18 protein-coding genes and 1 tRNA gene are annotated in these 25,659 nt (G+C 48.7%); 12 read left to right on the forward strand and 7 right to left on the reverse strand.

Annotated features, from left to right (window positions below):
• The first annotated feature begins 61 nt into the window (after positions 1 to 61).
• Complete coding sequence (locus ACH3Y6_RS15435; RefSeq protein WP_490836525.1) at positions 62 to 526, forward strand: hypothetical protein; 465 nt, start codon at positions 62 to 64, stop codon at positions 524 to 526.
• A 112-nt stretch (positions 527 to 638) separates the two neighbouring features.
• Positions 639 to 4,043 carry a transcription-repair coupling factor gene (gene mfd / locus ACH3Y6_RS15440; protein WP_490836526.1) on the forward strand — a complete coding sequence of 1,135 codons (3,405 nt, stop codon included), beginning with the start codon at positions 639 to 641 and terminating at the stop codon, positions 4,041 to 4,043.
• Between the two features lie 49 nt (positions 4,044 to 4,092).
• Here mfd and ACH3Y6_RS15445 read toward each other — a convergent pair whose 3' ends face one another.
• Both ACH3Y6_RS15445 and gyrB read right to left on the reverse strand, forming a co-directional pair.
• Positions 4,093 to 4,299 (reverse strand): hypothetical protein, encoded by a 207-nt coding sequence (locus ACH3Y6_RS15445; protein ID WP_490836527.1) that lies wholly within the window; start codon positions 4,297 to 4,299, stop codon positions 4,093 to 4,095.
• A 190-nt stretch (positions 4,300 to 4,489) separates the two neighbouring features.
• On the reverse strand, positions 4,490 to 6,469 hold the full coding sequence (gene gyrB / locus ACH3Y6_RS15450) for a DNA topoisomerase (ATP-hydrolyzing) subunit B (RefSeq protein ID WP_490836528.1): 1,980 nt from the start codon (positions 6,467 to 6,469) through the stop codon (positions 4,490 to 4,492).
• A gap of 199 nt (positions 6,470 to 6,668) precedes the next feature.
• Between gyrB and ACH3Y6_RS15455 the strand changes: the two genes are divergently transcribed.
• Together ACH3Y6_RS15455 and ACH3Y6_RS15460 are read left to right on the forward strand one after the other, a co-directional pair.
• Positions 6,669 to 7,592 (forward strand): helix-turn-helix domain-containing protein, encoded by a 924-nt coding sequence (locus ACH3Y6_RS15455; protein ID WP_490836529.1) that lies wholly within the window; start codon positions 6,669 to 6,671, stop codon positions 7,590 to 7,592.
• Positions 7,593 to 7,866: 274 nt separating this feature from the next.
• Positions 7,867 to 9,489, forward strand: a complete 1,623-nt coding sequence (locus tag ACH3Y6_RS15460) for an amidohydrolase (protein WP_490836530.1) — start codon at positions 7,867 to 7,869, stop codon at positions 9,487 to 9,489.
• 121 nt (positions 9,490 to 9,610) lie between these two features.
• Here ACH3Y6_RS15460 and fumC read toward each other — a convergent pair whose 3' ends face one another.
• Positions 9,611 to 11,011, reverse strand: coding sequence for a class II fumarate hydratase (fumC, locus tag ACH3Y6_RS15465; RefSeq protein ID WP_490836531.1), 1,401 nt, complete (start codon positions 11,009 to 11,011; stop codon positions 9,611 to 9,613).
• Positions 11,012 to 11,314: 303 nt separating this feature from the next.
• On the opposite strand from fumC, the gene ACH3Y6_RS15470 reads away from it, so the two are divergent.
• Entirely contained in the window at positions 11,315 to 12,397 is a 1,083-nt protein-coding gene (locus ACH3Y6_RS15470) for a hypothetical protein (RefSeq protein WP_490836532.1), read from the forward strand.
• 9 nt (positions 12,398 to 12,406) lie between these two features.
• Here ACH3Y6_RS15470 and ACH3Y6_RS15475 read toward each other — a convergent pair whose 3' ends face one another.
• A complete protein-coding gene (locus ACH3Y6_RS15475) occupies positions 12,407 to 13,183 on the reverse strand; it encodes an enoyl-CoA hydratase/isomerase family protein (RefSeq protein ID WP_490836533.1) in 777 nt (258 codons plus the stop codon).
• Positions 13,184 to 13,341: 158 nt separating this feature from the next.
• Here ACH3Y6_RS15475 and ACH3Y6_RS15480 point away from each other — a divergent pair, with 158 nt between their 5' ends.
• The gene (locus ACH3Y6_RS15480; RefSeq protein WP_490836534.1) at positions 13,342 to 13,944 is read left to right on the forward strand and encodes a trimeric intracellular cation channel family protein; all 603 of its coding nucleotides are present in this window, start codon (positions 13,342 to 13,344) and stop codon (positions 13,942 to 13,944) included.
• A gap of 18 nt (positions 13,945 to 13,962) precedes the next feature.
• On the opposite strand, the gene ACH3Y6_RS15485 is transcribed toward ACH3Y6_RS15480, so the two are convergent.
• Positions 13,963 to 14,370, reverse strand: a complete 408-nt coding sequence (locus ACH3Y6_RS15485) for a cobalamin B12-binding domain-containing protein (RefSeq protein WP_490836535.1) — start codon at positions 14,368 to 14,370, stop codon at positions 13,963 to 13,965.
• A gap of 78 nt (positions 14,371 to 14,448) precedes the next feature.
• Between ACH3Y6_RS15485 and ACH3Y6_RS15490 the strand changes: the two genes are divergently transcribed.
• Complete coding sequence (locus ACH3Y6_RS15490; protein ID WP_490836536.1) at positions 14,449 to 15,444, forward strand: aldo/keto reductase; 996 nt, start codon at positions 14,449 to 14,451, stop codon at positions 15,442 to 15,444.
• Between the two features lie 30 nt (positions 15,445 to 15,474).
• Here ACH3Y6_RS15490 and ACH3Y6_RS15495 read toward each other — a convergent pair whose 3' ends face one another.
• On the reverse strand, positions 15,475 to 17,028 hold the full coding sequence (locus tag ACH3Y6_RS15495; RefSeq protein ID WP_490836537.1) for a glycosyltransferase family 39 protein: 1,554 nt from the start codon (positions 17,026 to 17,028) through the stop codon (positions 15,475 to 15,477).
• A 128-nt stretch (positions 17,029 to 17,156) separates the two neighbouring features.
• A complete protein-coding gene (gltX, locus tag ACH3Y6_RS15500; RefSeq protein WP_490836538.1) occupies positions 17,157 to 18,686 on the reverse strand; it encodes a glutamate--tRNA ligase in 1,530 nt (509 codons plus the stop codon).
• 313 nt (positions 18,687 to 18,999) lie between these two features.
• On the opposite strand from gltX, the gene ACH3Y6_RS15505 reads away from it, so the two are divergent.
• From ACH3Y6_RS15505 to ACH3Y6_RS15525, 5 genes are all read left to right on the forward strand, one after another.
• Entirely contained in the window at positions 19,000 to 19,644 is a 645-nt protein-coding gene (locus ACH3Y6_RS15505; protein WP_490836539.1) for a polysaccharide deacetylase family protein, read from the forward strand.
• A gap of 216 nt (positions 19,645 to 19,860) precedes the next feature.
• Positions 19,861 to 20,628 (forward strand): TatD family hydrolase, encoded by a 768-nt coding sequence (locus ACH3Y6_RS15510; RefSeq protein WP_490836540.1) that lies wholly within the window; start codon positions 19,861 to 19,863, stop codon positions 20,626 to 20,628.
• An 89-nt stretch (positions 20,629 to 20,717) separates the two neighbouring features.
• Positions 20,718 to 20,804: transfer RNA gene (locus ACH3Y6_RS15515), tRNA-Ser, on the forward strand.
• 490 nt (positions 20,805 to 21,294) lie between these two features.
• Complete coding sequence (locus ACH3Y6_RS15520) at positions 21,295 to 24,123, forward strand: outer membrane beta-barrel protein (protein WP_490836541.1); 2,829 nt, start codon at positions 21,295 to 21,297, stop codon at positions 24,121 to 24,123.
• A 41-nt stretch (positions 24,124 to 24,164) separates the two neighbouring features.
• The gene (locus ACH3Y6_RS15525) at positions 24,165 to 25,658 is read left to right on the forward strand and encodes a beta-helix domain-containing protein (RefSeq protein ID WP_490836542.1); all 1,494 of its coding nucleotides are present in this window, start codon (positions 24,165 to 24,167) and stop codon (positions 25,656 to 25,658) included.
• Position 25,659: the final 1 nt, after the last annotated feature.

A 25,659-nucleotide genomic window follows, 5' to 3' on the forward strand; every position in this document is an offset into this window, starting at 1 on the left:
AACTCAGAAAAATAGGCGTAATATCCACTAAATTAGATACTTTCATCATTCAAAGTGAGGTATGAAACACATTCTTTTTTTAGTTTTCGCTGGTTGTTTGGCCATTCTCGGTTGCTCGTCGGCTAAAAAGGTCTCTTCATCGGCGATCACCCAGGGTATTACCGGCAGGATTACCGAACTCACCGGTAACCGGATGCCCATGAAAGATGCAGAACCGGATCTTCCCAAACCCATACTGACCACTGTTTTCATCTATGAACCCACCCATATCAGCCAGGTAACCAGAACAGGTACCGAACCGGTATATACGGCTATTGCTACCCGGTTGGTTGCTTCGGTGGAAACCGACAGTACCGGCCATTTTACCGTTTCCCTGCCCGTGGGCAGTTATTCCCTTTTTGTGAAGCAGGGAAACCATTTTTATGCCAATCTCTTCGACAATAACAACAATATCGCCCTCTTCACGGTGGAAGAAGGAAAACTTACCCAGGCTAATCTCTCGGTAAGCAACCGGGCGAGTTTCTAGTGCCGGTAACCATTGCTTTGCCTGGATTGCCTGGAACCAGCGCCGATAACCCGATTCTCGGAACTACCCATTATCTTTGCATTCTTTTCGTGAAGGAATTGAGCAAGCGGATATGAATTTGAATGTGCTGCTGGATCTGTACCAACAATCACCCCACCTTTTTCAACTGGCGGACAAGCTTTCTTTTGCCCAACCCCAAAAAATCTTCCTGCAGAACTTACAAGGCAGCAGTTCGGAATTTGTGGTGAGTGCGGTGTTCATGCACCCTTCCTGCCAGCAACTGAACCACCTGGTGGTATTGAATGATGCCGAAGAAGCGGCCTATTTCCACAATACGCTGGAAAACCTGACCCATGCACTGGACCTGTTCTATTTCCCTTCTTCCTTCAAGAACCGGAAGAATTTCAGGATACTCAACAGCTCGCATGTGATGTTGCGCACAGAGGCGCTGACCAAATTATCCGCCGGCGGTAACCGCAAGATCATGGTCACCTACCCCGAAGCCTTGTTCGAAAAAGTGGTGTTACCCTCTACACTCAGCAGCAATATCATCAGTATCAAAGCCAATGATACCATCAATCCTGAAAGCCTGATGGACCTGTTCGTGATGTATGGTTTTGAGCGTACCGATTTTGTATACGAACCCGGCCAGTTTGCCCTGCGCGGCGGTATCCTGGATATTTATTCGTTCGGTAATGAAAAGCCCTATCGCGTGGAACTGTTCGGAAACGAGGTAGATAGTATCCGCATCTTCGATCCCGAAACGCAGTTGAGTGAAAGGAAACTGTTGCAGGTGAATATCATCCCTAACGTGGAAACACAGTTCGAGAGCGGGGAGAAAGTGTCGCTGCTGGAATTCCTGCCGGAGAACACGGTGGTATGGCTGAAAGATTGGGATGTGATCAGGGAAAAGATCGATACACAGGAAGAAGACCTGCAGGGTTTTGTACAGTTGCTTACCGATGGTTACCGCATGCAGACCGCTGAGGAAGAGGATGATACCAAGATACTGAAGGAAGTAAAAGCCGAAGATTTTGTGGGCAGCAGTGTGATTGAACAGCAGCTGGGGTCAAGACATATTGTGGAGTTTGGTTACAAGCCCCACATGGCCCAAACGGAAATAGGTTTCCGCACCCGTGTACAGCCCTCTTTCAACCGCCAGTTCGACCTGCTGATTAGGGACCTGAAAGCCCATGAAGCCGCGGGTTTCGGTGTATATATCTTTGCCGAACAGGCACGTCAGTTGGAAAGACTGCACAGCATTTTTGCGGATCTGAATACCGAGATCCAGTTCGTGCCGGTAGCCTCGGGCATACACGAAGGATTCATTGATGAGGAGCTGAAACTGGTCTGCTATACCGACCACCAGATCTTTCAGCGTTATCATAAGTACAAGGTAAAACAGGCCTATAACAAGAACAAAGCCATCACCCTCAAAACATTGCGGGACCTGCAGCCGGGCGATTACGTAACGCATATCGACCATGGTGTGGGCACCTACAGCGGACTGCAGAAAATCGAAGCCAACGGCAAAGTGCAGGAAGCGGTCCGGATTATTTACAAAGACAGTGATATCCTGTATGTGAACATCAACTCGCTGCACAAGATCTCGAAATATACAGGTAAGGAGGGAACGGTTCCCAAGATCAATAAACTGGGTTCCGATGTGTGGAACAAACTGAAAGAGAAAACCAAGACCAAGGTCAAAGAGATTGCTTTTGACCTGATCAAACTATACGCACAAAGAAAGGCCCAGCAGGGATTTGCGCATACGCCGGATAATTATATGCAGACCGAGCTGGAAGCTTCTTTCATTTATGAGGACACGCCCGACCAGAGCAAAGCCACTGCAGATGTGAAGAAAGACATGGAGAGCGAGAGCCCGATGGACCGACTGGTTTGCGGCGATGTGGGTTTCGGTAAAACAGAAGTGGCCGTTCGGGCTGCGTTCAAGACCTGTGTGGATGGTAAACAGGCTGCCGTGCTGGTGCCTACCACCATCCTGGCTTTCCAGCATTTCAAAACCTTCCAGGAGCGTTTGAAGGATTTCCCGGTAACGGTGGATTATCTCAACCGTTTCAAATCATCCAAAGAGAAAAAAGAGACCCTCAAGAAACTGGAGGAAGGCAAGATTGATATCATCATTGGTACGCATGGCCTACTGGGCAAGGATGTCAAGTTCAAGAACCTCGGATTGATGGTGATTGATGAGGAGCAGAAATTCGGGGTAGGTCACAAGGAGAAACTGAAAACGCTGAAAACAAATGTGGACTGTTTAACACTCACGGCCACACCGATCCCCCGCACCCTGCAGTTCAGCCTGATGGGGGCCCGCGACCTCAGCATCATTAATACACCGCCACCTAACCGGCAACCCATACAGACGGAAGTGCATGTGTTCAATGACGACTTCATCCGCGATGCCATCTACTATGAAACAGAAAGGGGTGGACAGGTGTTCTTTATCCATAACCGTGTACAGGGACTTTCGGAAATGTGTGCATTGATACAGGGGCTTTGTCCTGACCTCAGTATTGGCTTCGCCCATGGTCAGCTGGAAGGGCATGAACTGGAAGAGAGGATACTTGACTTCATCGATAAGAAATACGATGTGCTGGTATGTACCAATATTGTGGAGAGTGGCGTGGATATCCCGAATGTGAATACCATCATCGTCAATAATGCCCATCACTTCGGTCTGAGCGATCTGCACCAGTTGCGCGGAAGGGTGGGAAGAAGCAATAAAAAAGCATTCTGTTACCTGCTGGGCCCGCCCATGAGTATGATGCCCACCGATTCGAGAAAACGTTTGCAAACGCTGGAGCAGTTCAGTGACCTGGGCAGCGGCTTCCAGATAGCCATGCGCGATCTGGATATCCGTGGTGCCGGCAACCTGTTGGGGGGAGAGCAGACCGGTTTTATGGCCGAGATCGGTTTTGAAATGTACCAGAAGATACTGGAAGAAGCCATCCGTGAATTGAAACGGACCTCGTTCAAAGACCTGTTCAAGGAAGAGATCAGTAAACAGGATGATTTTGTGAGTGATTGCACCATCGACACCGACCTGGAGATCCTGATACCGGATGACTATGTGGAGAGTATCACAGAACGCCTGTCGCTCTACACCCGTTTGGATAGCTGTGAGAAAGAAGCGGAACTGCTGGCTTTTCACCAGGAGATGCTGGATCGTTTTGGTCCGGTGCCGCCACAGGTGGAAGACCTGTTCACCACGGTCCGCTGCCGCTGGATGGCCGTACAGCTGGGATTTGAGAAAATGGCTTTGAAAGACGAGACACTGCGTTGTTATTTCATCAACCGCCCCGACTCACCGTATTTCGAATCGGACCTGTTCCGTAAGATACTGGCCTACCTGCAAACCGGAACCAACAAAGCCCGCCTGAAACAGACCGGCCGCATGTTCATGCTGATCGTGGATGGCATGAAGGATATGGAGTCCATGCACCGGTTCCTTACCCATATGCACAGCGAAGTGGTGGGTAAGACGGAGAAGGCATAAAAAATCCGGTCCTGTGAGGAACCGGATCCGAATCTCTTGTTGATATGGCTTAGAAACCTTTTTTGGCAACGCCGTCGGCGATGGCCTGTAAAGCTTTGGCTTCGCTCAGGATAGCGGCCATTTTATTTCCTTTTCCGTCGTGACCACCGGCCATGTAACCGCCTTTAGCCGTTCTGGTGATCACCGCATCCTGCATAGGAACGTTTTTTTCTTTGGTTTTCAGGCAATATGCTTTGATCATTTTTGATGTGTCCATGTTGTTAGAATTTAAAAGTTAGTAGATAAACAATGGGTTATAGGCCACAATCTACCAAATTTTTTCAGGAAAGTGAAATTTCTGGCGGGAAGGGCTGTCTAGTAGGAACTTAGGGTGGTATGGACGTAAAAAAGCCGGTGTCTGACACCGGCTTTTTCTATGATCAGGGTATAAGGGGTCAGGAACCCGTTTATACGTCGATTTTAGCATATTTCGCATGACTTTCAATGAATTCGCGGCGTGGGGCCACATCATCGCCCATTAGCATGCTGAAGATCCTGTCGGCTTCGGCGGCACTTTCAATGGTCACCTGTTTCAGGGTACGGCGGGCTGGGTCCATGGTGGTCTCCCAGAGCTGGTCGGCGTTCATCTCACCCAAGCCCTTGTATCGCTGAATGGTCACACTGTCGTCTTTTCCGCCGCCCAGTTTTTCCACCCACATTTTGCGTTGCTCTTCATTGTAGGCATATTCCTGTTCTTTTCCCTTCTTCACCAGGTACAATGGCGGTTGGGCAATGTACACATAGCCCTGCTCCACCATTTCCTTCATATAACGGAACACAAAAGTCAGGATCAGGGTGGCGATATGCGAACCATCCACGTCGGCATCGGTCATGATGATGAGTTTGTGGTAACGCAATTTGGTCGTATTCAATGCTTTGGGGTCTTCCGGGGTTCCTACGGTCACACCCAGTGCGGTGTACATGTTACGGATCTCCTCGTTCTCGTAGATCTTGTGCTCCATGGCTTTCTCTACGTTCAGGATCTTACCACGTAAGGGCAGGATGGCTTGGTAACTTCTGTCGCGGCCCTGTTTGGCAGTACCGCCGGCCGAGTCTCCCTCCACCAGGTAGAGCTCACATTTCTGCGGGTCCCTCTCACTGCAATCGGCCAGTTTTCCGGGCAGGCCACCACCGCTTAATACGGTTTTGCGCTGCACCATGTCGCGGGCTTTTTTGGCTGCCACCCTGGCCTGTGCCGCCAGGATGATCTTGGAGATCACATTCTTGGCTTCTTTGGGGTTCTCTTCCAGGTAGGCTTCCAGCGCACGGGCCACGGTGGTCTGTACAATACCGCTTACCTCGCTGTTACCCAGTTTGGTCTTGGTCTGTCCCTCAAACTGGGGCTCGGGAACTTTTACAGAGATGATGGCGCTTAACCCTTCCCTGAAATCATCCCCTTCAATGGTCACTTTGGCTTTTTCAAAAAGGCCTTCCCTGTCGCCGTAGGTCTTGAATACACGGGTCAAAGCCTGGCGGAAACCGGTAACATGGGTACCGCCCTCAATGGTATTGATGTTGTTGACGTATGAGAAGATATGCTCTTTGAAATCGTCGTTATAGGTAAGTGCCACTTCCACTGCAATATTGGAAGCCTCATCGTGACCATCCACATACAGCGGTGAAGGGATCAACGGGTTGCGGTTGCCATTCTGGTCAAGCATTTCCACAAACTCAACAATACCGCCTTCGCTGTAGAAATTCCGGTTATACACGTTGCCGTCCGCATCTTTCTCACGCAGGTCGGTGAGTGTGATGCTGATGCGTTTGTTCAGGTAAGAGAGTTCGCGCAAACGGCCTTCCAGGATCTCTTTCCGGTAAACGGTCTCCTGAAAAATGCTGCTGTCGGGCCAGAAATGTACCAGGGTACCGGTAGTGTTGCTGGTGCCTATTTCGCGTACATCGTACTGAGGTACGCCTATCTTGTATTCCTGTTCAAATATTTTGCCTTCACGGTTAACGGTAACATGCAGTCGGGTGCTGAGTGCGTTCACACAGCTGACACCCACACCGTGCAGACCACCGGATACCTTGTAAGTGTCCTTGTCAAATTTACCGCCGGCATGCAGTACGGTCATGACAATTTCCAGCGCGCTTTTTTTCTCCTTGGTGTTGATACCGGTGGGGATACCCCGCCCGTCATCCTGAACGCTGATGGAATTGTCTTCGTGAATGGTTACGATGATATTTTTACAATAACCGGCCAGGGCTTCGTCGATCGAGTTGTCCACTACCTCATATACCAGGTGATGAAGCCCTTTTATACCGATATCGCCGATATACATAGCGGGCCTTTTCCGCACCGCTTCCAAACCTTCCAATACCTGTATGCTGTCGGCCCCGTAATTCCTGTTCTGGGCCTCATTGTTATTCTGTTGTTCCTGGGTCATAAATGCTTGTCAATCCTGAGTTTTAACAATTTTTCAAGGGTTGGCAAATCTAATGAAAATATAGGGGCTTTTCAGGCCCAAACAAGCCTATTTTTCCCCATTTTGGACGCGTTTGTGGAGGATAAAATGACGCTTCTGTGACAGGCTGCCAAAGGCCCTTCTTGCAGAATAGATGTTTATACATTAAATTTGCGGCTGCATGCAACAGGTAATGGACATATTGAAGGTTTCGCAGCGTGGTGGTATTGAGCCGAGCATGGATCTGCTGTACGAGAAAGAGCAGAATATCCCGGGTTCGATCCAGTACCATATCCGTCGCTACTACGCCCAGCATTCCTGGGTGGCAGATGATACCGGCATGCTGGTATACCATTACAATGCCAAAAGGCCTTCCGAAAATTACCTGGAGCTTCGTTATTGCACCACGGGTAACCGCTATTGCGAAGAAAGAAGCTGTGGTCAGTGCAACCAGTTGCCAACCGAGAACTGCAACGGCAAACACCAGACCGTAGACGTATTCACTTTCCATTTCACTTCCACTTTCCTGCACCAGTTCGTGCATAACGTGAAGATGAGTAACCGGAAAGATGAAGTGCTGGCATTCAAACATCCGCATGCATTCACCAAAGTGTTCCCGCTCTGCAATAAAAAAAGAAATGTGCTGGATGGTTTGCTGAACCATAGTTATTCCGGCGCATTGGAAAATATTTTTGTCAACGCCAAGATCCACGAACTGTTACTGTACAGCCTGGAGTGCCTGGTGGATGAAAAAGAAGAAGGATTTAGCTGTAAGTTCCTGGCAGATGAAAGCGGTCGCGACCGTATTTACCAGGCCAGGGAAATATTGCTGCAACATATCGGTGATCCCATTACCATCAAGGAACTGAGCCGTAAAGTGGCCATGAACGAATGTTACCTCAAAAAAGGTTTCAAGGAAGTTTTTGGTACCACCATATTTGATTTCTACCAACAGCAGCGGATGGAGCACGCCAAATACCTCCTGTACGAAAAAGGACTGAGCGTGACAGACGTGTCTGCTCTTCTCGGGTATTCCTCCATCTCACATTTCTCTGCAGCCTTCAAAAAACACACGGGCCTGAAACCCTGTGAACTCCTGAAATAAACCGCCGTGTGAATATTGAATATCGAACAAGGAATGATGAACCTTGATCGGAGGCTTACTTCGATATTCATCATTCCTTGTTCGATATTCAACATTCATTCACCGCAGCGCCGCAGAGATCGCGGAGTTTCCGCAAAGGTCAAAGATTAACTCATTATTCATCATTCCTTGTTCATCTGTTCGTCTGTTCATCTGTTCCCCTTCCCTTCATCATTCCTTGCTCAATATTCAATATTCTATATTCCCATATCTTTATCTTACTCAAAAGATCATTATGCGGAAAATTCTTTCGATCGCTTTGCTGGCGCTCATCTTCGGTTGTTCTGACCGGAAAGTGGATACCATCATTCATCATGCTGTCATTTATACGGTGGATTCTTCTTATACCGTTGCAGAAGCCATGGCCGTGAAAGACGGTAAGATCCTGGCTGTGGGGAAGAATGATGAGATCCTGTCAAAGTACAGTGCTACGGAAAATATCGATGCCCAGGGTAAAGCTGTATACCCGGGTTTTATTGATGCGCATGCACATTTTGTAGGCTACGGCCGCTCCCTGTTCCAGGCCGACCTCTTTGGTACCAACACCTGGGAAGAGACGGTTGCCAGGATCAAGGCTTTTGCCGATCAGCATCCCGATCTGCCCTGGATACAGGGGCGGGGCTGGGACCAGAACCGCTGGCCGGGCAAGACCTATCCAACCAATCAAGTGCTGAATACTTTATTCCCCGATAAACCTGTCATCATCACGCGGGTGGATGGACATGCATCCATTGCCAACCAGAAAGCACTGGAACTGGCAGGTATCCAGGCCGGACAGACCATCGTAGGAGGTTCCATTGAGATCAAAGATGGCAAACTTACCGGTGTGCTGATCGATAATGCCGACAACAAAGTGTATGCACAGATACCGGAGCCTACCAAAGAGATCTACCTGCAATGGTTACAGGCTGCGCAGAAGAATTGTTTTGAACAGGGCTTGACCACCATCACAGATTGCGGCCTCAGTTACCAGGATGTGGATGCCATTGATGCATTGCAGAAAGAAGGCAAACTGGATATGCGCTTGTTCGTGATGCTGAGTGATAACGATGAGAATATCAGCAAATATGTCAAAACAGGTCCTTATAAAACAGATCGCCTCTTTGTGAATGGATTCAAAGTGTATATGGATGGTGCACTGGGTAGCAGGGGCGCCTGCCTGTTGCAGCCGTATACGGATAAAGTAGGCTGGACAGGTTTCCTGTTGCGCAACCCATCGCATTACGACTCATTGGCAAAAGTATTGTCTGGCACACCATTCCAGATGTGTACGCATGCCATCGGCGACAGTGCTAACCGGGCGATCCTGCAGATCTATAACAAATACCTGCAGGGTAAGAACGATAAACGGTGGCGCGTGGAACATGCACAGATCATCCATCCTTCCGACTTCGCTTTGTTTGGTGCGGCCAGTATTGTTCCTTCGGTTCAGCCCACCCATGCTACCAGCGATATGTACTGGGCAGAAGAACGCCTGGGTAAGGAGCGGCTGAAAGGTGGCTATGCTTTCAAGCAACTGTTACAACAGAATGGATGGATCCCCCTGGGTACCGATTTCCCGGTAGAAGATATTTCTCCTTTCAAGACCTTCCTGGCAGCGGTGGCAAGGAAAGATGCCAAAGGTTTCCCAGCTGAGGGTTTCCAGAAAGAGAATGCATTGAGCCGCGAAGAAACGATCCGGGGTATGACCATCTGGGCAGCCAAAGCCAGTTTCCTCGAGAAAGAAGTGGGAAGTCTGGAAGCGGGTAAAAAAGCGGACTTCATCCTGCTGGATAAAGACCTCATGAAAGTGCCGGAAACAGAGATCCTGAACGTAAAAGTGCAGGCAACCTATCTCGGCGGTAAAAAAGTTCACTGATCATCCTTAATCGGGTCAAACTGATGCAAATCATAAGGGCTGCTGTTCTACCAGAACAGCAGCCCCTGTATTGGATCAATTAGTAATTGAGAATGATTAATTACTAATTCCTAATTATTAATTACTTCAGCTCTCCTACCATATTGCCCGGCACCACCCACTGGTCAAATTCTTCGGCGGTCAGGTAACCAAGTTTAACAGCCATTTCTTTCAGCGTAGTACCTTCCTTGTGTGCGGTCTGCGCTATCTCTGCTGCTTTATAGTAACCGATCTTGGTATTCAGTGCGGTAACCAGCATCAGGCTGTTGTCTACGTGTTTTTTGATATTGGCTTCAATAGGGGCCAGGCCTACGGCGCATTTATCGTTGAAGCTTACACAGCCCTCACCGATCAGGCGGGCGCTGTGCAGGAAGTTGTGGATCATCACCGGTTTGAAAACGTTCAGTTCAAAATGACCGGTAGCGCCACCGATATTGATGGCCACATCGTTGCCCATTACCTGTGCAGCGATCATGGTCAGTGCCTCACACTGGGTCGGGTTCACTTTACCCGGCATGATGGAAGAACCCGGTTCGTTATCCGGAATGAACAGTTCGCCGATACCACTGCGCGGTCCGGAAGACAGCATGCGGATATCGTTGGCGATCTTCATCAGGCTTACAGCAACAGTTTTCAGTGCACCGTGTGCTTCTACAATGGCATCGTGGGCGGCCAGCGCCTCAAATTTATTTTCAGCAGTCACAAAAGGCAGTCCGGTGAGGTTGGCAATATGTTTGGCCACGTTCACATCATATCCTTTCGGTGTGTTGATACCGGTACCTACGGCCGTACCACCCAAGGCCAGTTCGCTCAGGTGTGCCAGGGTGTTGTTGATGGCTTTCAAACCATGGTCCAGCTGCGACACATAACCGCTGATCTCCTGTCCCAGGGTAAGCGGTGTGGCATCCATGAAGTGCGTACGCCCGATCTTTACCACATGCATGAACTCTTTGCTTTTCTGTGCCAGCGTATCTCGTAATTTCTTGATGCCCGGAATGGTGGTCTCCACCAGTATCTTATAGGCGGCAATGTGCATGGCGGTGGGAAAGGTGTCGTTGGATGACTGTGATTTGTTCACGTCGTCATTCGGATGCAGGAATTTGTCCTTATCGGTCAAAGCGCCCCCTTTGATCACGTGACCGCGGTAAGCCACCACTTCATTCACGTTCATGTTGCTTTGGGTGCCGCTACCGGTCTGCCAAACCACCAGGGGAAACTGTGCATCCAGTTTGCCTGCCAGGATCTCATCACATACCTGTGCGATCAGGTCGGCTTTTTCCTTGGGCAGAACACCGGCGTCCAGGTTGGTGAGGGCCGCTGCTTTTTTCAGGTAAGCAAAAGCTTTGATGATCTCTTTCGGCATCTTGTTGATGTCCTGTGCGATCTTGAAGTTCTCAATACTGCGCTGGGTCTGTGCGCCCCAATATACATCGGCGGGTACCTGTACTTCGCCCATGGTGTCTTTTTCGATACGGTAGTCCATTATCTTAGATTTAGATGATTTTGCAGAACTTTTCTTTGGTCCTGCAAAGGTAAGCCCCCGGGGGCAAACGCAGGCTCGTATCTCTGATTTCACAGAGTGTGGTATGATCTCACTGATAGCTGTAAATATCTGCGTCATTATACCCCAATCTGTGAAATCGGAGATATCTTACCAGCATACCGGCGGGGGAAACAGGTGTATCCGGTTTTACAGCCGGTGAAACGGGTAAAGGCTTTTGCGTTTGATCAGTATATTCGCATACAGCATAGCGCTTTTCTTACCTCTTTCCATACCACCCGTTTTATGAGACATTTTTTTGGCATCCTCGCAATTGTTTTGATCCCTTTTGTATCCCGTGCACAGCAAACAGAGAACCTGATCATCGTCACCACAGATGGTTTTCGCTGGCAGGAACTGTTTGGCGGCATGGATCCGGTATTGGCAGCGGATAAAGCATATAACCAGAAAGACAGCCTGCGGATCTTCTCCCGCTTCTGGTCGGAGGATGCCGGCGAACGCCGTAAAAAACTCATGCCCTTTTTCTGGAATACCCTGGCCAGTCATGGACAGGTATACGGGAATCGCTGGTTGGGCAATAAAGTGGAGGTATCCAATCCTTACCGCATCTCTTATCCGGGTTACGCTGAGATCATGTGCGGGTATGTGGATACGGCCATCAACAGTAACCGTTATCCCGATAATCCCAATACCACCATCCTGGAATTCTTTAACCGCCAGCCAGGCCTGAAAGGGAAAGTGGCTGCTTTTGGTGCTTGGGGTGTGTTCAACCGCATCTTGCCTGAACAGAAAAGCGGTGTGCCGGTGGTGGCCGCCTACGAGCATTTTGGCGGAAAGAATCCTACTGCCAATGAAAAACTACTCAATACCATGCTCGATCATTCGCACCGGGCCTGGCCGGAAGAATGTTTTGATGTGTTCACGCACTACGGCGCCATGGAATACCTGAAAACGCGTAAACCCAAAGTGCTGTTCATCGGTTACGGTGAAACGGATGAGTTTGCGCACGGGCGCGAATACCGTTCCTACCTGGATGCAGCCAACCGGGTGGATGGCTGGTTACGGGAGATCTGGGATTTTGTACAGAGCGATCCGCAATACCGCAATAAGACCACGATCCTGTTCACAACAGATCATGGCAGGGGCGATAAAACCAAATCGAAATGGAATGCACACGGTACATCCGTAGAGGATTCACATGAGATCTGGTTTGCTGCCATGGGACCCAATACACCCGCTCTGGGCGAAGTAAAGACCGAGGGGCTGCTTTACCAGAAACAGTTTGCGCAAACCATGGCGAAACTGATGGGGCTGGTCTTCCAGGCAGAACACCCGGTGGCAGAAGAGATCAGGTCAGTGATCCGATAAAGGTTTCGGTTATTTTCCGGTAAATACCGCTTTTCTCTTTTCCAGGAAAGCGGTGGTACCCTCTTTCATATCCCCGGTTTCGAAGCAATGGCCAAATGCGGCCACTTCCACTTCATAGCCGTTCCTGGTTTCATCAAAAACAGCATTGGCAGCTTCAATACATTTTCCTACGGCAATAGGGGCTTTGGTATTGATCAGCTCCAGTATCGTTCTGGCTTTGGTCAGCAGTTCTTCCTGGGGCACCACATAGTTCACCAATCCATATTGCAGGGCAGTGGCAGCATCCAGCATGCCGGCGCTCATCAGTAATTCCATGGCGCGTCCTTTGCCGATCAGTTGTACCAGTCGCTGGGTACCGCCATAACCCGGTATCAGGCCCAGGTTCACTTCGGGCTGTCCGAATTTTGCATTATCAGATGCGATCCGGAAATGGCAGCTCATGGCCAGCTCACAGCCGCCACCCAAAGCAAAACCATTCACACAGGCCACAATGGGTTTGGGTGAGTTCTCGATACGGAAAAACGTATCCTGCCCTGCTTTGGCCAATGCTTTACTGGCTTCCACAGTTAATCCGCTGAATTCACTGATATCGGCACCGGCAACAAATGCCTTGGGACCAGAACCGGTGATGATCACAGATCGGATATCAGGATGGTTGTATACCTCATCCAAGGCTTTGTTCAGATCGGCAAATACGTCCCTGTTCAGGGCATTCAGTTTATCGGGTCGGTTGATGGTAATCGTGAATATGCTGTTCTCGAGAGAAGTGAGTAATGTGGTATACATGATCTGTAGGTTTATGTAAAGTTACGCGTGACGTTTGATTTTACGATGGATATTCAGAAGCGGATCTGCTTATCTATGCGAAAATATCAGCCAGCAATGACTGTTTCTTTGCGTGATAAAACTTATCGCTTAGTCACTGTTCTTCTGTAATTTGGGGTATGAATTTTATTCAGGTCATCATGTACTGCGGTATTTTTGTGTTTGCTCTTACCGGCGCACTGAAAGCCCGCACCCACCAGATGGATATTTTCGGCGGTTTTGTGATTGCTTTTGCCACGGCATACGGTGGTGGTACCATCCGCGACCTGTTGATAGGGGCACATCCGGTGAACTGGATCAATGATTACCTGGCTCTGGGCCTGGTGGTAGGTGCCGTAATCATCATTTCCATGATCCGCTCCAGCCAGATCCGTTTCCGCAGAACCATTTTCTTTACCGATGCTATCGGGCTGGGACTTTTTACCGTAACGGGTATTGAACGGAGCATCGCTCTTACCATCAATGATGGGTATGCTGTGATCATGGGTGTGGTCACCGCTACCTTCGGTGGGTTACTGGCCGATATCCTTTGTGGTGAAAAACCAGACCTGTTGAAACGTGGGGAGCTTTACGCTACGGCCTGTGCCATTGGAGGTGTCATTTATATCCTGCTGAAGAAAATGGGTATTGAATATAATCTGGGCCTGTTCATCTGCATCTGTATCGTGGTAGGTGTCAGGATCTATTCTATACGTAACCGGGTTCGTCTACCGGAAGTATGATGAGTGCCGATATCGATATTAAAAACTTCGATTCGCTTTTACCCAATCGGTGATATACACCGCAATATCTGTTGTGGCGGCTCCGGGGGCAAAGAGTTTGCCTACACCCATTTCGTTCAATTGCTGCATGTCATCTTCGGGTATGATGCCCCCACCGGTCACCAGCACGTCATTCATTCCTTTTTCCTTCATCAGTGCCATCACTTTCGGGAATACGGTCATATGAGCGCCACTGAGTATGCTGATGCCGATGGCATCCACGTCTTCCTGCAAAGCGGCATTCACCACCATTTCGGGCGTCTGGCGAAGGCCGGTATAAATCACTTCCATGCCTGCATCCCGCAAGGCGGTAGCAATTACTTTGGCACCACGATCGTGGCCGTCCAGTCCCACTTTGGCAACTAAAACTCGGATCGGTCTTTTCATTTGGCTCAATTAAACAGGAACAATGCCGTAAATTTAGTTCAATTGTACTTAGGTTTACAATTCTAACAGACATAACATATGAACTACCGGAAATTTGGGAACACAGACCTCACCGTAAGTGAGATCGGTTTTGGTACCTGGGCCATTGGCGGCGCAGCTTTTGTAGGAAAGATACCGATTGGCTGGGGACCGTCTGATGATGTGGTATCCGCTGCTGCCATACATACGGCACTGGATGCGGGCATCAATTTTTTTGATACGGCCGACTTCTACGGTCTTGGGCATTCGGAGGAACTGCTGGGTAACACCCTGGGCAACCGGAATGATGTGGTGATCGCTTCCAAAGTGGGGCAGAAGGTGGGGACTAATAACAATATTGAGATCGATTATACCAAGGACTATGTGATTAAAGCATGCGATGCCAGCCTGAAACGGCTTAAGCGTGACCATATCGATTTTCACCAGCTGCATGTGGCGCGCATGCAGCACCTGGAGAATGGTGAATGCATAGAAGCCATGCAGCAATTACAGAAAGAAGGCAAGATCCGTTACTGGGGTATCTCGCTCATCACATTCCATCCTTTTCCCGAAGCGGATTTCTTTTTGGCAAATCAGATCGGACAAGGATTTCAGCTGGTGTTCAACCTCATTAACCAGAGGGCCTTGCCCATCATACACCAGGCAGCGGCAAAAGGGTATGGGATCATCGCCCGTATGCCCTTACAGTTTGGCCTGCTTTCGGGTAAGATCAAACCCGATACAGTATTCACTGCCGATGACCACCGCAGCTACCGTGTGGTTCCGCCGATTACAGAAGCTACATTGCAGGTCCTGAAAGAACAGGTATGGCCGCTTTGCGAAAAATACCATACAACTGCCTCAGGACTGGCCCTCAGTTATATTCTCAGCTACCCGGAAATATCCACCGTGATCCCCGGTATCAGAACACCCGAACATGTGGGACTGAATACGGATCACCTGGTGACGCTGGAGGCTGCCGATAAACAGCATTTGCAGAACCTGTACGAAACTCACTGGCTTCCGGTGATGGAGATGATGGAGAAACAGGGATAAACAGCGACCATCTGGTATGTTGTTGCCATATCATCGATGCCTGAATTGTGCCTTATCCCTGCGGATATTGCTTTCTGCGATGATCTTTACAGAATCGTCCGGAAAACTGTACAGGATGATCTTGTCGCCATGCTGCCGGGATAGCGGGTTCTGAACCGAATCAAGGATCCCCCGTTTGCCCCAGTGATTGAAAAAACGATCATCTGCTTCGGGCATCTTATCGGTAACGAGTAAGAAATACCGGTAGTTAAATTGATCGGGTAACCAGAATACAAAACTGGCATCATCGCTATAGATCTCTGGTAACCGATAGGGTTTCCTGTAAAAGCTCAGCGAGGCAGCATGACCGTAGGCATCTCCGTATATCATGGTCTGCCGTTGTACTGAATCGGGTAAACTGTGATAGGCTTTGGCGGTTTTTTCGGCCATTTCTTTCCAGCCCAGCATGTCTGCAAAATCTTGTGGTAAAGCATGCTGCCGGTGATCTTCCCACCGTAACATGGGACTGTTCTCCCAATGCATGGCACGGTAGGTATTGGCCAGTTTCTCAGGCGACTGATAGGGGATCAGCACAGGTAAGGCCAACAGGGTCACACCCAATATGAAAACCGGTGCTACCCATCGCAACCAAGCGGTATATTTCTGGCTCACCAGTTGTGAGAACCAGATACCACCAAAAGCGATCAGTGTGGGATAGATGGCAGCAGCATAATACCCCTTCCCGTTAAAATACAATAACAGGCTGATGATACCCATATAAAGGAAACCGATGATCATATATTTCCTTCCTTCTTTCTTCATCAGGATATACCATAGACCTCCCATCCAGATAAAGAACGCCGGCAATAAAATCAGCAACTGGTCTATCAGGAAATCTTTCCGGTTATTGTATTGCAACTGCTGCCGGGTAAGCAGGTCCATATGGTGCCATACCGGGAACTGATGCGTGTATTGCCAGTACAGGTTGGGCAGACAGATCAATATGCCCAGTAACATGGCTACATAAAAATGCGGATTGCGTAGCCATTTGCGTTGACCGGTCAAGACAATGGCAACTGAAAAAGACAGGATATAAAATGCAGTGGAATATTTACCCAACATACCCAATCCCAGGCAAATACCCAGGTAATAAAAATATTTGGTACGGCCGCTATCTACCAGGCAAATGATACAATAACTGCTGAGGGTCCAGAAGAACACATCCAGGAAATTGGGTTGAAACAGGATATGCATTCTCAGGAAACCCGAGCAGAGAAAAGCCAGGCAGGCAAACAAAACGGCTGTGCTGTTGCCTTTTAGCCTGAGTACGATCTTTCCGATGACAACCATTGTGAGCGCTCCCGACAGACCACCCCAGAAATAGACCGTACCAATGGAACCGCCGGCCAGTTTGCTTAACCAGCCCAATACAGCCAGTAACGGTGGCATTTCTATATAACCCCAGGCCATATGGTCTGAATCGGCCAGGTACAGAAATTCATCCCTGTGCAATTCAAAAGCCGGGTGGATGAGCAGAAAGGGGATCAGGAACTTGATCACTGCAAACAGGGCAATGATGTAAACAGGTCTGGACAGGGCCTTCATCAGGAAAGATTTATAACAAGATATAAAAATTAACCCTTAACAAACAAACTGTGCCTTAGTGCCTTTGTGTGGAGATAATGTAGTCACACAAAGGCACTAAGGCACGGTCATGGGTAAATTCTTATTGGTTATTGTAGCAGGCTCAGGGTATGCGTGATGCGTTTCACGGTCTCTGCTTTGCCGATCAGGGCTGCGATGTCGAATACGCCCGGACCAAATTTGCCGCCTACCAGCATTACCCGGAATGGCAACATCAGTTCCCCAGGTTTCAGATGATTGGCAGCAGCCAGTTCTTTGAACTCGTTCTCCAGGCCATGTGCGTCCCAGGTGCTGCTTAGTTCATAAGCTCTGACCAGTTCTGTAAAGAACAGGTTCTTCTTATCGTCCCATTTGGGCTTGATGGCATCCGTGTCTACTGTAACAGGTGCCTGGAAAAAGAAACCACCCTGCTGCACAAAATCGGGTAACAGGGTACAGCGGTCTTTGACCAGTTCGATCACTTTCGCGAGTAACGTTTCATCGGTAATGCGTATGCCTTTTTGTTCGAATTCATTTTTCACTGCCGGTTGCAGATGGCTCGCTGCAGATTGTTTGATCCACTCATGGTTGAACCATTTCGCTTTCTCGTAGTCGAATTTGGCGCCGCCTTTGTGTACGCGTTCAATGGAAAACTTCTCTACCAGTTGTTGCAGCGAAAAGATCTCGTTATCGGTACCGTCGTTCCAGCCCAGCATGGCCAGCAGGTTCACAAAAGCTTCCGGTAAGAAACCTCTTTCTTTGAATCCGATCGTGGTCTCGCCGGTCTTGGGGTCCGTCCAGTCCATGGCAAACACCGGGAAACCCAAACGATCGCCGTCCCGTTTGCTGAGTTTGCCATTGCCATCGGGTTTCAGGATCAGTGGCAGGTGGGCCCATTGCGGCATATCGGCTTCCCAGCCCAGGTATTTCCATAACAGCAGGTGTACGGGTGCAGAGGGCAGCCATTCTTCCCCACGGAATGCGTGACTGATCTTCATGGCATGATCATCCACCACCACGGCCAGGTGATAGGTGGGCATACCATCGGCTTTCAACAATACTTTATCATCCACCTGTGATGTGTGGAAAGAGACCTCGCCACGGATCATATCGGTGAAGCGGATGGTCTCATCCACCGGCATTTTGATCCGTACCACATGTGGCACATTTTCAGCCAGTAATTGCTCCGTTTCCTTGGCATCCAGCGTTAAGGAATTGCGCATCTGCTGGCGGATGGTCTGGTTATATTGCGGTGAAGGGTTTTCTGCGGTCTTAAAACGGGTGCGCATTTCTTCCAGCTCGGCCGGTGTGTCAAAAGCATAATAGGCATGACCGGCTTTCACCAGTTGTTCGGCATATTGACGGTAACTGGCTTTTCGCTCACTCTGCCGGTAAGGGGCATAAGGACCACCATGTACCGGGCTCTCATCGGGTTCCAGTCCGCACCATTTCAGGGTGTTCAGGATATATTCTTCTGCGCCGGGCACAAAACGGCCCTGGTCGGTATCTTCGATCCGTAAAATAAAATCACCTCCATGCTGCCTGGCAAACAGGTAGTTGAACAAAACCGTCCTCACACCACCCAGATGCAGTCCGCCAGTGGGCGATGGGGCAAAACGAACACGTACTTTCTTACTCATAGCACAAAGATACAGAACAGATGAGCAGATGAGCAAGGAACAGGCGAAGGGGGGACTGGATGCTCGATACTGGATACTGGATACTACATACTGGATACTGGATATTGGATGTCCGAAGACGCTAGCTGATGCCCGAAGCCGGAGATCAGGTAGTGCAAAATCAGATAGTCCTCTAACGTCAATAGTCATCCGTTCCTTGCCTGCCTGCCGCCAGGCAGATTCGTCTGTTCAATTAAATAATTTTTAATTCAACATTCATCTGTTCCTTGTTCAATATTCATGATTCCCTCCGCCTGTTCTGTATCTTTATCCCATGTATTTAGTGAAAACTCCCTGGTTGTTGCGCATGTTGTATCCCGCGTTGACCTGGCGTATCCCGACCAGGGAAAAGGTCTTGTATCTCACATTTGATGATGGTCCGCATGAAACGGCCACCCCTTTTGTATTGGATCAGTTGAAGCAGTATGGGGCCAGGGCAAGTTTTTTCTGTATCGGTAAAAATGTGGCGGCATATCCTGAGATCTACCTGCGTATCCTGTCCGAGGGGCATGCTGTGGGCAATCATACGCAGCACCATGTAAATGGCTGGAAAGTAAGTAATGAAGTGTATCAAAAGGAAGTGGCCGATGCTGCTCAACTCATCCACTCTGCTCTGTTCCGTCCGCCTTACGGACGTATCAAACGAACGCAGCAACAAAAACTGCAACAACAACATCCCGGGCTCAACATTATCATGTGGGATGTGCTCAGTGGCGATTTTGATACCAACCTCAGTCCCGAAGCCTGTTTGGGTTATGTGTTGTACCATAGCAAACCCGGCTCTATCATAGTTTTTCACGATAGCACCAAGGCCTGGAGCCGGATGCAATATGCCCTGCCCCGGGTACTGGCGCATTTCAGTAAGGCCGGCTACCGGTTTGCTGCGCTGACCGTTCCCGAAAAAGGGATGCCGGTGTAGAAACACCGGCACTTTTTAATCCGTACCCTATAAAAACAGCGTTTAATTGCTTCGCAGGATCTTCGGGCCCTATACGGTCGGGCCACGGGTATATAAACGGCAACCCCTTGTCTTTTAGTATGTTACCGACTAAAAACCCGGTAAAATCTCTTCTATCCTCCTCTTTGGTGAAAGCCCTCATTGGGATTGTATCGTTTTAAAAAGGAATTTTGCAGCATGACACTGATAGATACCCATTGCCATTTATATGCAGAAGAGTTTGATGCCGACCGAGACCAGATGATAGAACGGGCCAGGGCGGCCGGGGTTAGCCGGTTTTATTTGCCGGCCATTGATAGTGAGGCCATTCCGGGTATGCTGTCGCTGGAAGCGCAGTATCCGGGGGTTTGTATGGCCATGATGGGACTGCATCCCTGTTATGTAAAAGCCAATTACCGCGAAGAACTGGCCATTGCCGAAGAATGGCTGAATAAACGGCCTTTTGTGGCCATTGGGGAGATCGGGTTGGATTTTTACTGGGATAAAACCTTTGTATCCGAGCAACAGGAAGCGTTTGCCATCCAGATGCAATGGGCGTTGGACAGGAACCTGCCCATAGTGATCCATACCCGTAAAGCCATGTCAGAGACCCTTAAAGCGGTCAAACCCTTTGCTGCCAAGGGGCTCCGGGGTATTTTTCACTGTTTCAGCGGTAATGCCATTGAGGCCAAACAGGTCACCGATCTGGGCTTTTACCTGGGAATAGGGGGTGTGGTGACCTATAAGAACAGCGGATTACCCGAAGCTTTGGCCAATATCGGAACAGAATGGCTGGTTTTGGAGACCGATGCTCCTTACCTGAGCCCGGTACCTTATCGCGGCAAACGCAATGAGAGCACGTATCTGGCAAATATTGTGGATCGTCTGGCTGAAGTAAAAAAACTGCCTGTAGAGGAACTGGCCGCCATTACCACAGCCAATGCCCAAAAAATATTCGGTAGCTAACGCTGAAAAGCTATTTTTGCAGTCCTTTAAACGGATGGTTTGTCCAGGAAACCATCATATGAGACCAACGTTTAAGGAAAATCAGACACAGAGAGGTGTCCGAGTGGTTGAAGGAGCACGCCTGGAAAGTGTGTATACGGGAAACCGTATCGAGGGTTCGAATCCCTTCCTCTCTGCAAAGCCGGTCTAAAAAGACCGGCTTTTATTATTTAGGTGGTTGAACGATTAGTCCCTCTGAGTCGAGGGGGATAGGGTATAAAAGGAATCGCAACGTAGAAGTTCCTGATTGATCTGTGCCCTCATGTTAAACAGGGTACTTTCCTGTGCTCAAATACCCTCGCAGACAATATTCATAAGATCCTGATGGCCCCCGTCCCTGTTATAGCCTATCGGACACTGGATCTCCAATAGTATAGTACTATAAAACTTGCCCTTCTATTTTACAAGGACACACCCCCCTAATTTGCGGGATATAAGCATTTTTTTTGAATTTAATATACTGATGCATAGTGTGTTATGTTAAGTTTTACAAATCGGTCTGACGGGTTTAATCTTTCTAAACTCAATACCAGCGGGCATTTCAGGCTTTGTTAATATGTAGGTAACATGGCGGTAACAATTTCATAACATAGCCTTGGCACCTTTGCATCATTAAAATTATCGTTCGTGAAGAAAATTGCTACCCTGGTTGTTCTTGCTATCCTATCCCTCTCTGCTGCAGCCCAAAAAGCCAAAGTGGCCGGTAAGGTATCTAACAGCAAAAACGAAGGACTGGCCGGCGTTACCATCAAGATCTCAGGTGCCGTTACCGGAACCATCAGTACTGATGTGGATGGTCGTTTTGCTTTTACTGCCGAAATGGGTAAAAAATATACCCTCACCTTCTCTTATGTAGGATATGCCACCAAAGTGGTAGCGGATATCAGCCTTGCCAATGCAAAAGAGGAAGAGACCGTTAACGTGATCCTGGAAGAATCAGGCAAAGCACTGGAAGCCGTTACGGTAAAAGCTTCCGCCCGTAATACCAGCGCCAGGGGTGAAACGATCAATGCACTTATTTCTTATCAGAAAAATACCTCAGCCGTTGCACAGGTGATCTCTGGCGAAGCCATTAAAAGATCGCCCGACAAAAACACCAGCGAAGTACTGAAAAGGGTTCCCGGTACCTCTGTACAGGAAGGTAAATACCTGATCGTTCGCGGTCTGGCCGACCGTTATAACCAGGCTATGCTGAACGGCGTATTGCTCACCAGCACTGAACCCGACAGGAAAACCTTCTCTTTCGATGTGTTCCCTGCACCCATGATTGATAATATCATCATCAACAAAGCTTTTGTTCCCGAATTGCCCGGTGAGTGGGCGGGTGGACTGGTTCAGGTGAATACCAAAGACATCCCTTCCAGCAATTTCTTTACCGTACAATTGGGAACCGGTTTCAATACACAGACCGCAGGTGCTGATTTTTACCAGTACCAGGGCGGTAAACTGGATTTCCTGGGTTTTGACGACGGTACCCGTGGCCTGCCCGCCAGTATGCCCACCAAATCTGTGTTCAACAGCCTTGACCAGACACAAAAGACCGAATTGGGCAAACAGTTCGCGAATATCTGGGGCACTAACAAAAATGCGTCCAACTTCTTCCCGGTGACCAATAAGTCCTTCCAGGTAAGCGGCGGATTCAACAAGAACCTGGGCAGCAGCAGCAAACTGGGTGTGGTACTGGCATTGACCTATAACCAGAGCTTCAAAAGAACCAATTTTGAAAACCGCTTGTATTCTATCAACGGCGGAACCGCAAGTCTGAACTTTGATTATTACAACGATAAATACAGCCAGGATGTATTATGGGGCGCACTGGGTAATGTAACCCTGCAGCTTGGCGCCAATCACAAGATCTCCTGGAAAACGATCCTGAACGTAAATGCAACGGATTATACCACCAAACGTACCGGTAAGGATTTTGAGAACGACCCGATCAATGGTGAAAATATCCGTGCAACAGAGCTGGCCCTGAAATCTAATACTTTCTTCAATACACAGGTAACCGGCGATCATAACCTGCCTGGCCTGAAAGCCAAATTTCACTGGTATGGCAGTTTTAACATCCTTGACCAGTATATTCCCGATCAGCGTCGTATCCAGTATAACCAGAACGTGGTAGTGCCGGGTTCTCCTTATTTGTTGCTGGTATCCGCTTCCAAAACCTCACAGCGCAGCGGTAGCCGTTACTTCGGTTTCCTGAACGATTATGTATATACTGCCGGTGGTGATATTGCCAAGAATTTCACCCTGGGCGGCCGCACACAATCTGTCAAACTGGGCTACCTGTTACAGGTGAAAGACCGTTTGTTCGATTCAAGACCTTTCTCTATTTACCTGCCTTCTGATAACCCCTCTCTGCGTTTGCTGAGTGAAGACCAGGTGTTCAGTCCGCAAAATTTCGGTACCGGTTTCGATAACAAATTTGCCTTCAACGAGATCTATGGCGATCAGTACCGTTATATAGCCAACACCATCCTGAACGCAGGTTTCCTACAGTTCGATAACCAGTTAGGCCGCAAGCTGCGTGCTACCTGGGGATTGCGCTGGGAGAATTTTGACCAGTTGGTGGGAAGTGTGAGAAAGTCTGATCCCCGCTATGTATACACCAAAGTAGATGACTTTTTACCGGGTGCCAATTTCACGTATAAACTGAATGAACAGACCAACCTGCGTTTATCCGGTTCACAAACCGTGATCAGGCCTGAGTTCCGTGAGCTGAGCCCATTCGCTTTCTTCGATTTTGACCTGGGTGCCACCACTACCGGTAACAAAGACCTGCAGCGCACCAAAGTAACCAATGCCGATCTGCGTTACGAGTTTTACCCAAGAGCGGGAGAACTGTTTACAGTGGGTGTGTTCTATAAATATTTCAACAAACCGATCGAGTTATACTTTAACCAGACAGGTGCCGGAAGCTCCAGTACTTTCAACTACATCAATGCCGATAAAGCATCTGGTTATGGTGTGGAACTGGATTTCCGCAAAAAACTGGATGTGGTGGCAGATGCTTTACGCAACTTCACTTTCCAGGGTAACTTCTCTTATATCTATAACCGTGTTACCAGTGAAGGTACCAACCTCGACCGTCCTATGCAGGGTCAGAGTCCTTACCTCATCAACGCCACTTTGCAGTATGATGTAGAGAAGCATGGCTTAAGTACCACTTTATTGTTCAACCAGATCGGCCGCCGTATCCTGTATGTGGGCAGCAATGAATATCCTCCGGTATGGGAGAATCCACGTGCGCTGATCGATTTCCAGATCGCTAAAAAAGTGCTGAAAAGAAAAGGAGAGCTGAAACTGAATATTTCAGACCTGCTGAATCAGGTAGCTTATTACTATCACGACCTGAATAACAACGGCAAGTTTGATAAAGGCGGTGCGGATGCTATTTCAATCGCACGTAAATACGGAACCAATGTGAGTCTTTCTTTCTCATATAGTATCAAATAAATCTACCAATCACAACAAGCAAACGCAATAAAAACTCAACAATGAAAAAGTTACTAATCCTGATTGCTTCGGCTGGTTTGTTCGCAACCAGTTGTCGTAAGATCGAAGTAGATGGTGGTACTACAACAGTTACTACTCCGTCTCCTACAGCAGAGAACACTATCCTGGAAGGTCGTATCATTAACAACCTTACCCTGAAAGCTGCGTACACATATAAACTGCGCGGACTGGTGTATGTAACCAATGGTGCCATCCTGACCATTGAACCGGGAACCAAGATCGTGGGTGAGAACGGCAGAAACGGTGCCCTGATCATTACCCGTGGTGCCAAAATCATCGCTGATGGTACTGCAGATAAACCCATTGTATTTACTTCTGAAGCTGCTACCCCACAGCGTGGCGACTGGGCCGGCCTGGTGATCCTGGGTCAGGCACCTAATAACTCATCTTTCAATGGCGTGGACGGTATCGGTGAAATTGAGGGTGGTATCAATAACAGTGATGGCTTGGGTCTGTATGGCCTGGGCGCCACTTCTTCCAACCTGGCCGATAACAGCGGTATCCTGCGTTATGTGAGGATCGAATATGCAGGATATGCATTCCTGCCAGATAAAGAGATCAACGGGTTGACCCTGGGTGGCGTGGGTAACCAGACCATCGTGGACTATGTACAGGTATCTTATGCCAACGATGATTCATTCGAGTGGTTCGGTGGTTCTGTTAACTGTAAACACCTGATCTCATTCCGTACCCTGGATGACGACTTTGATACCGATAACGGTTTCAGCGGAAAAGTACAGTTCGGTATCTCACTACGTGATTCAGCTATTGCAGATATCTCCAAGAGTGAAGCTTTTGAAAGCGATAACGATGCGAATGGTTCTGACAGGACTACTTTCATGACAACCATCCCGGTTAGTGCCAATAATCCTGTGGCCATCACGCCAACCAAAACCAATGCTGTGTTCAGTAACATGACACTGGTTGGACCAAAAGAAACCGCCAATTCAAAAGGAAATAGCCTGTTCCTGGCTGGTGCGCAGATCCGCAGAAACTCTGAGCAGAGCATCATGAACTCTATCTTCCTGGGATGGAACGGCGGTTCGGTAAATGGATTACTGATCGATGCAAGTAAAGGAACCCCAACCGACAAAAACCTGGATCCTGCCGGTGGACTGAATTTCAGGAACAATATCATTGCAGGGGTAACCACCAATGCGGTTAGTTATGCTGCCAGCACTACGGCTCCAACCGGTGCTACCAAAGCCACTATTACCGATTGGGTAAATACAACCGCCTACGGTAACGTGTTACTGGCTAATAATACTGATGCCGGTATCACAGCACCTTTCAATTACAGTGCGCCTGATTTCAACCCAAGCTCAGCTACTGCAGCCGCAGCTACCGGTGCTGATTTCAGCAGTGCTAAATTGAAGACCTCTACCACTGGTAAACCAGACTTTACCGTAGTATCCTATAAAGGAGCCTGCGCAGTTGGCGATACCTGGTGGAAAACCTGGACCTCTTTTAAATAAG

Source organism: Sediminibacterium sp. FW305-C-269 (genome assembly GCF_058231045.1).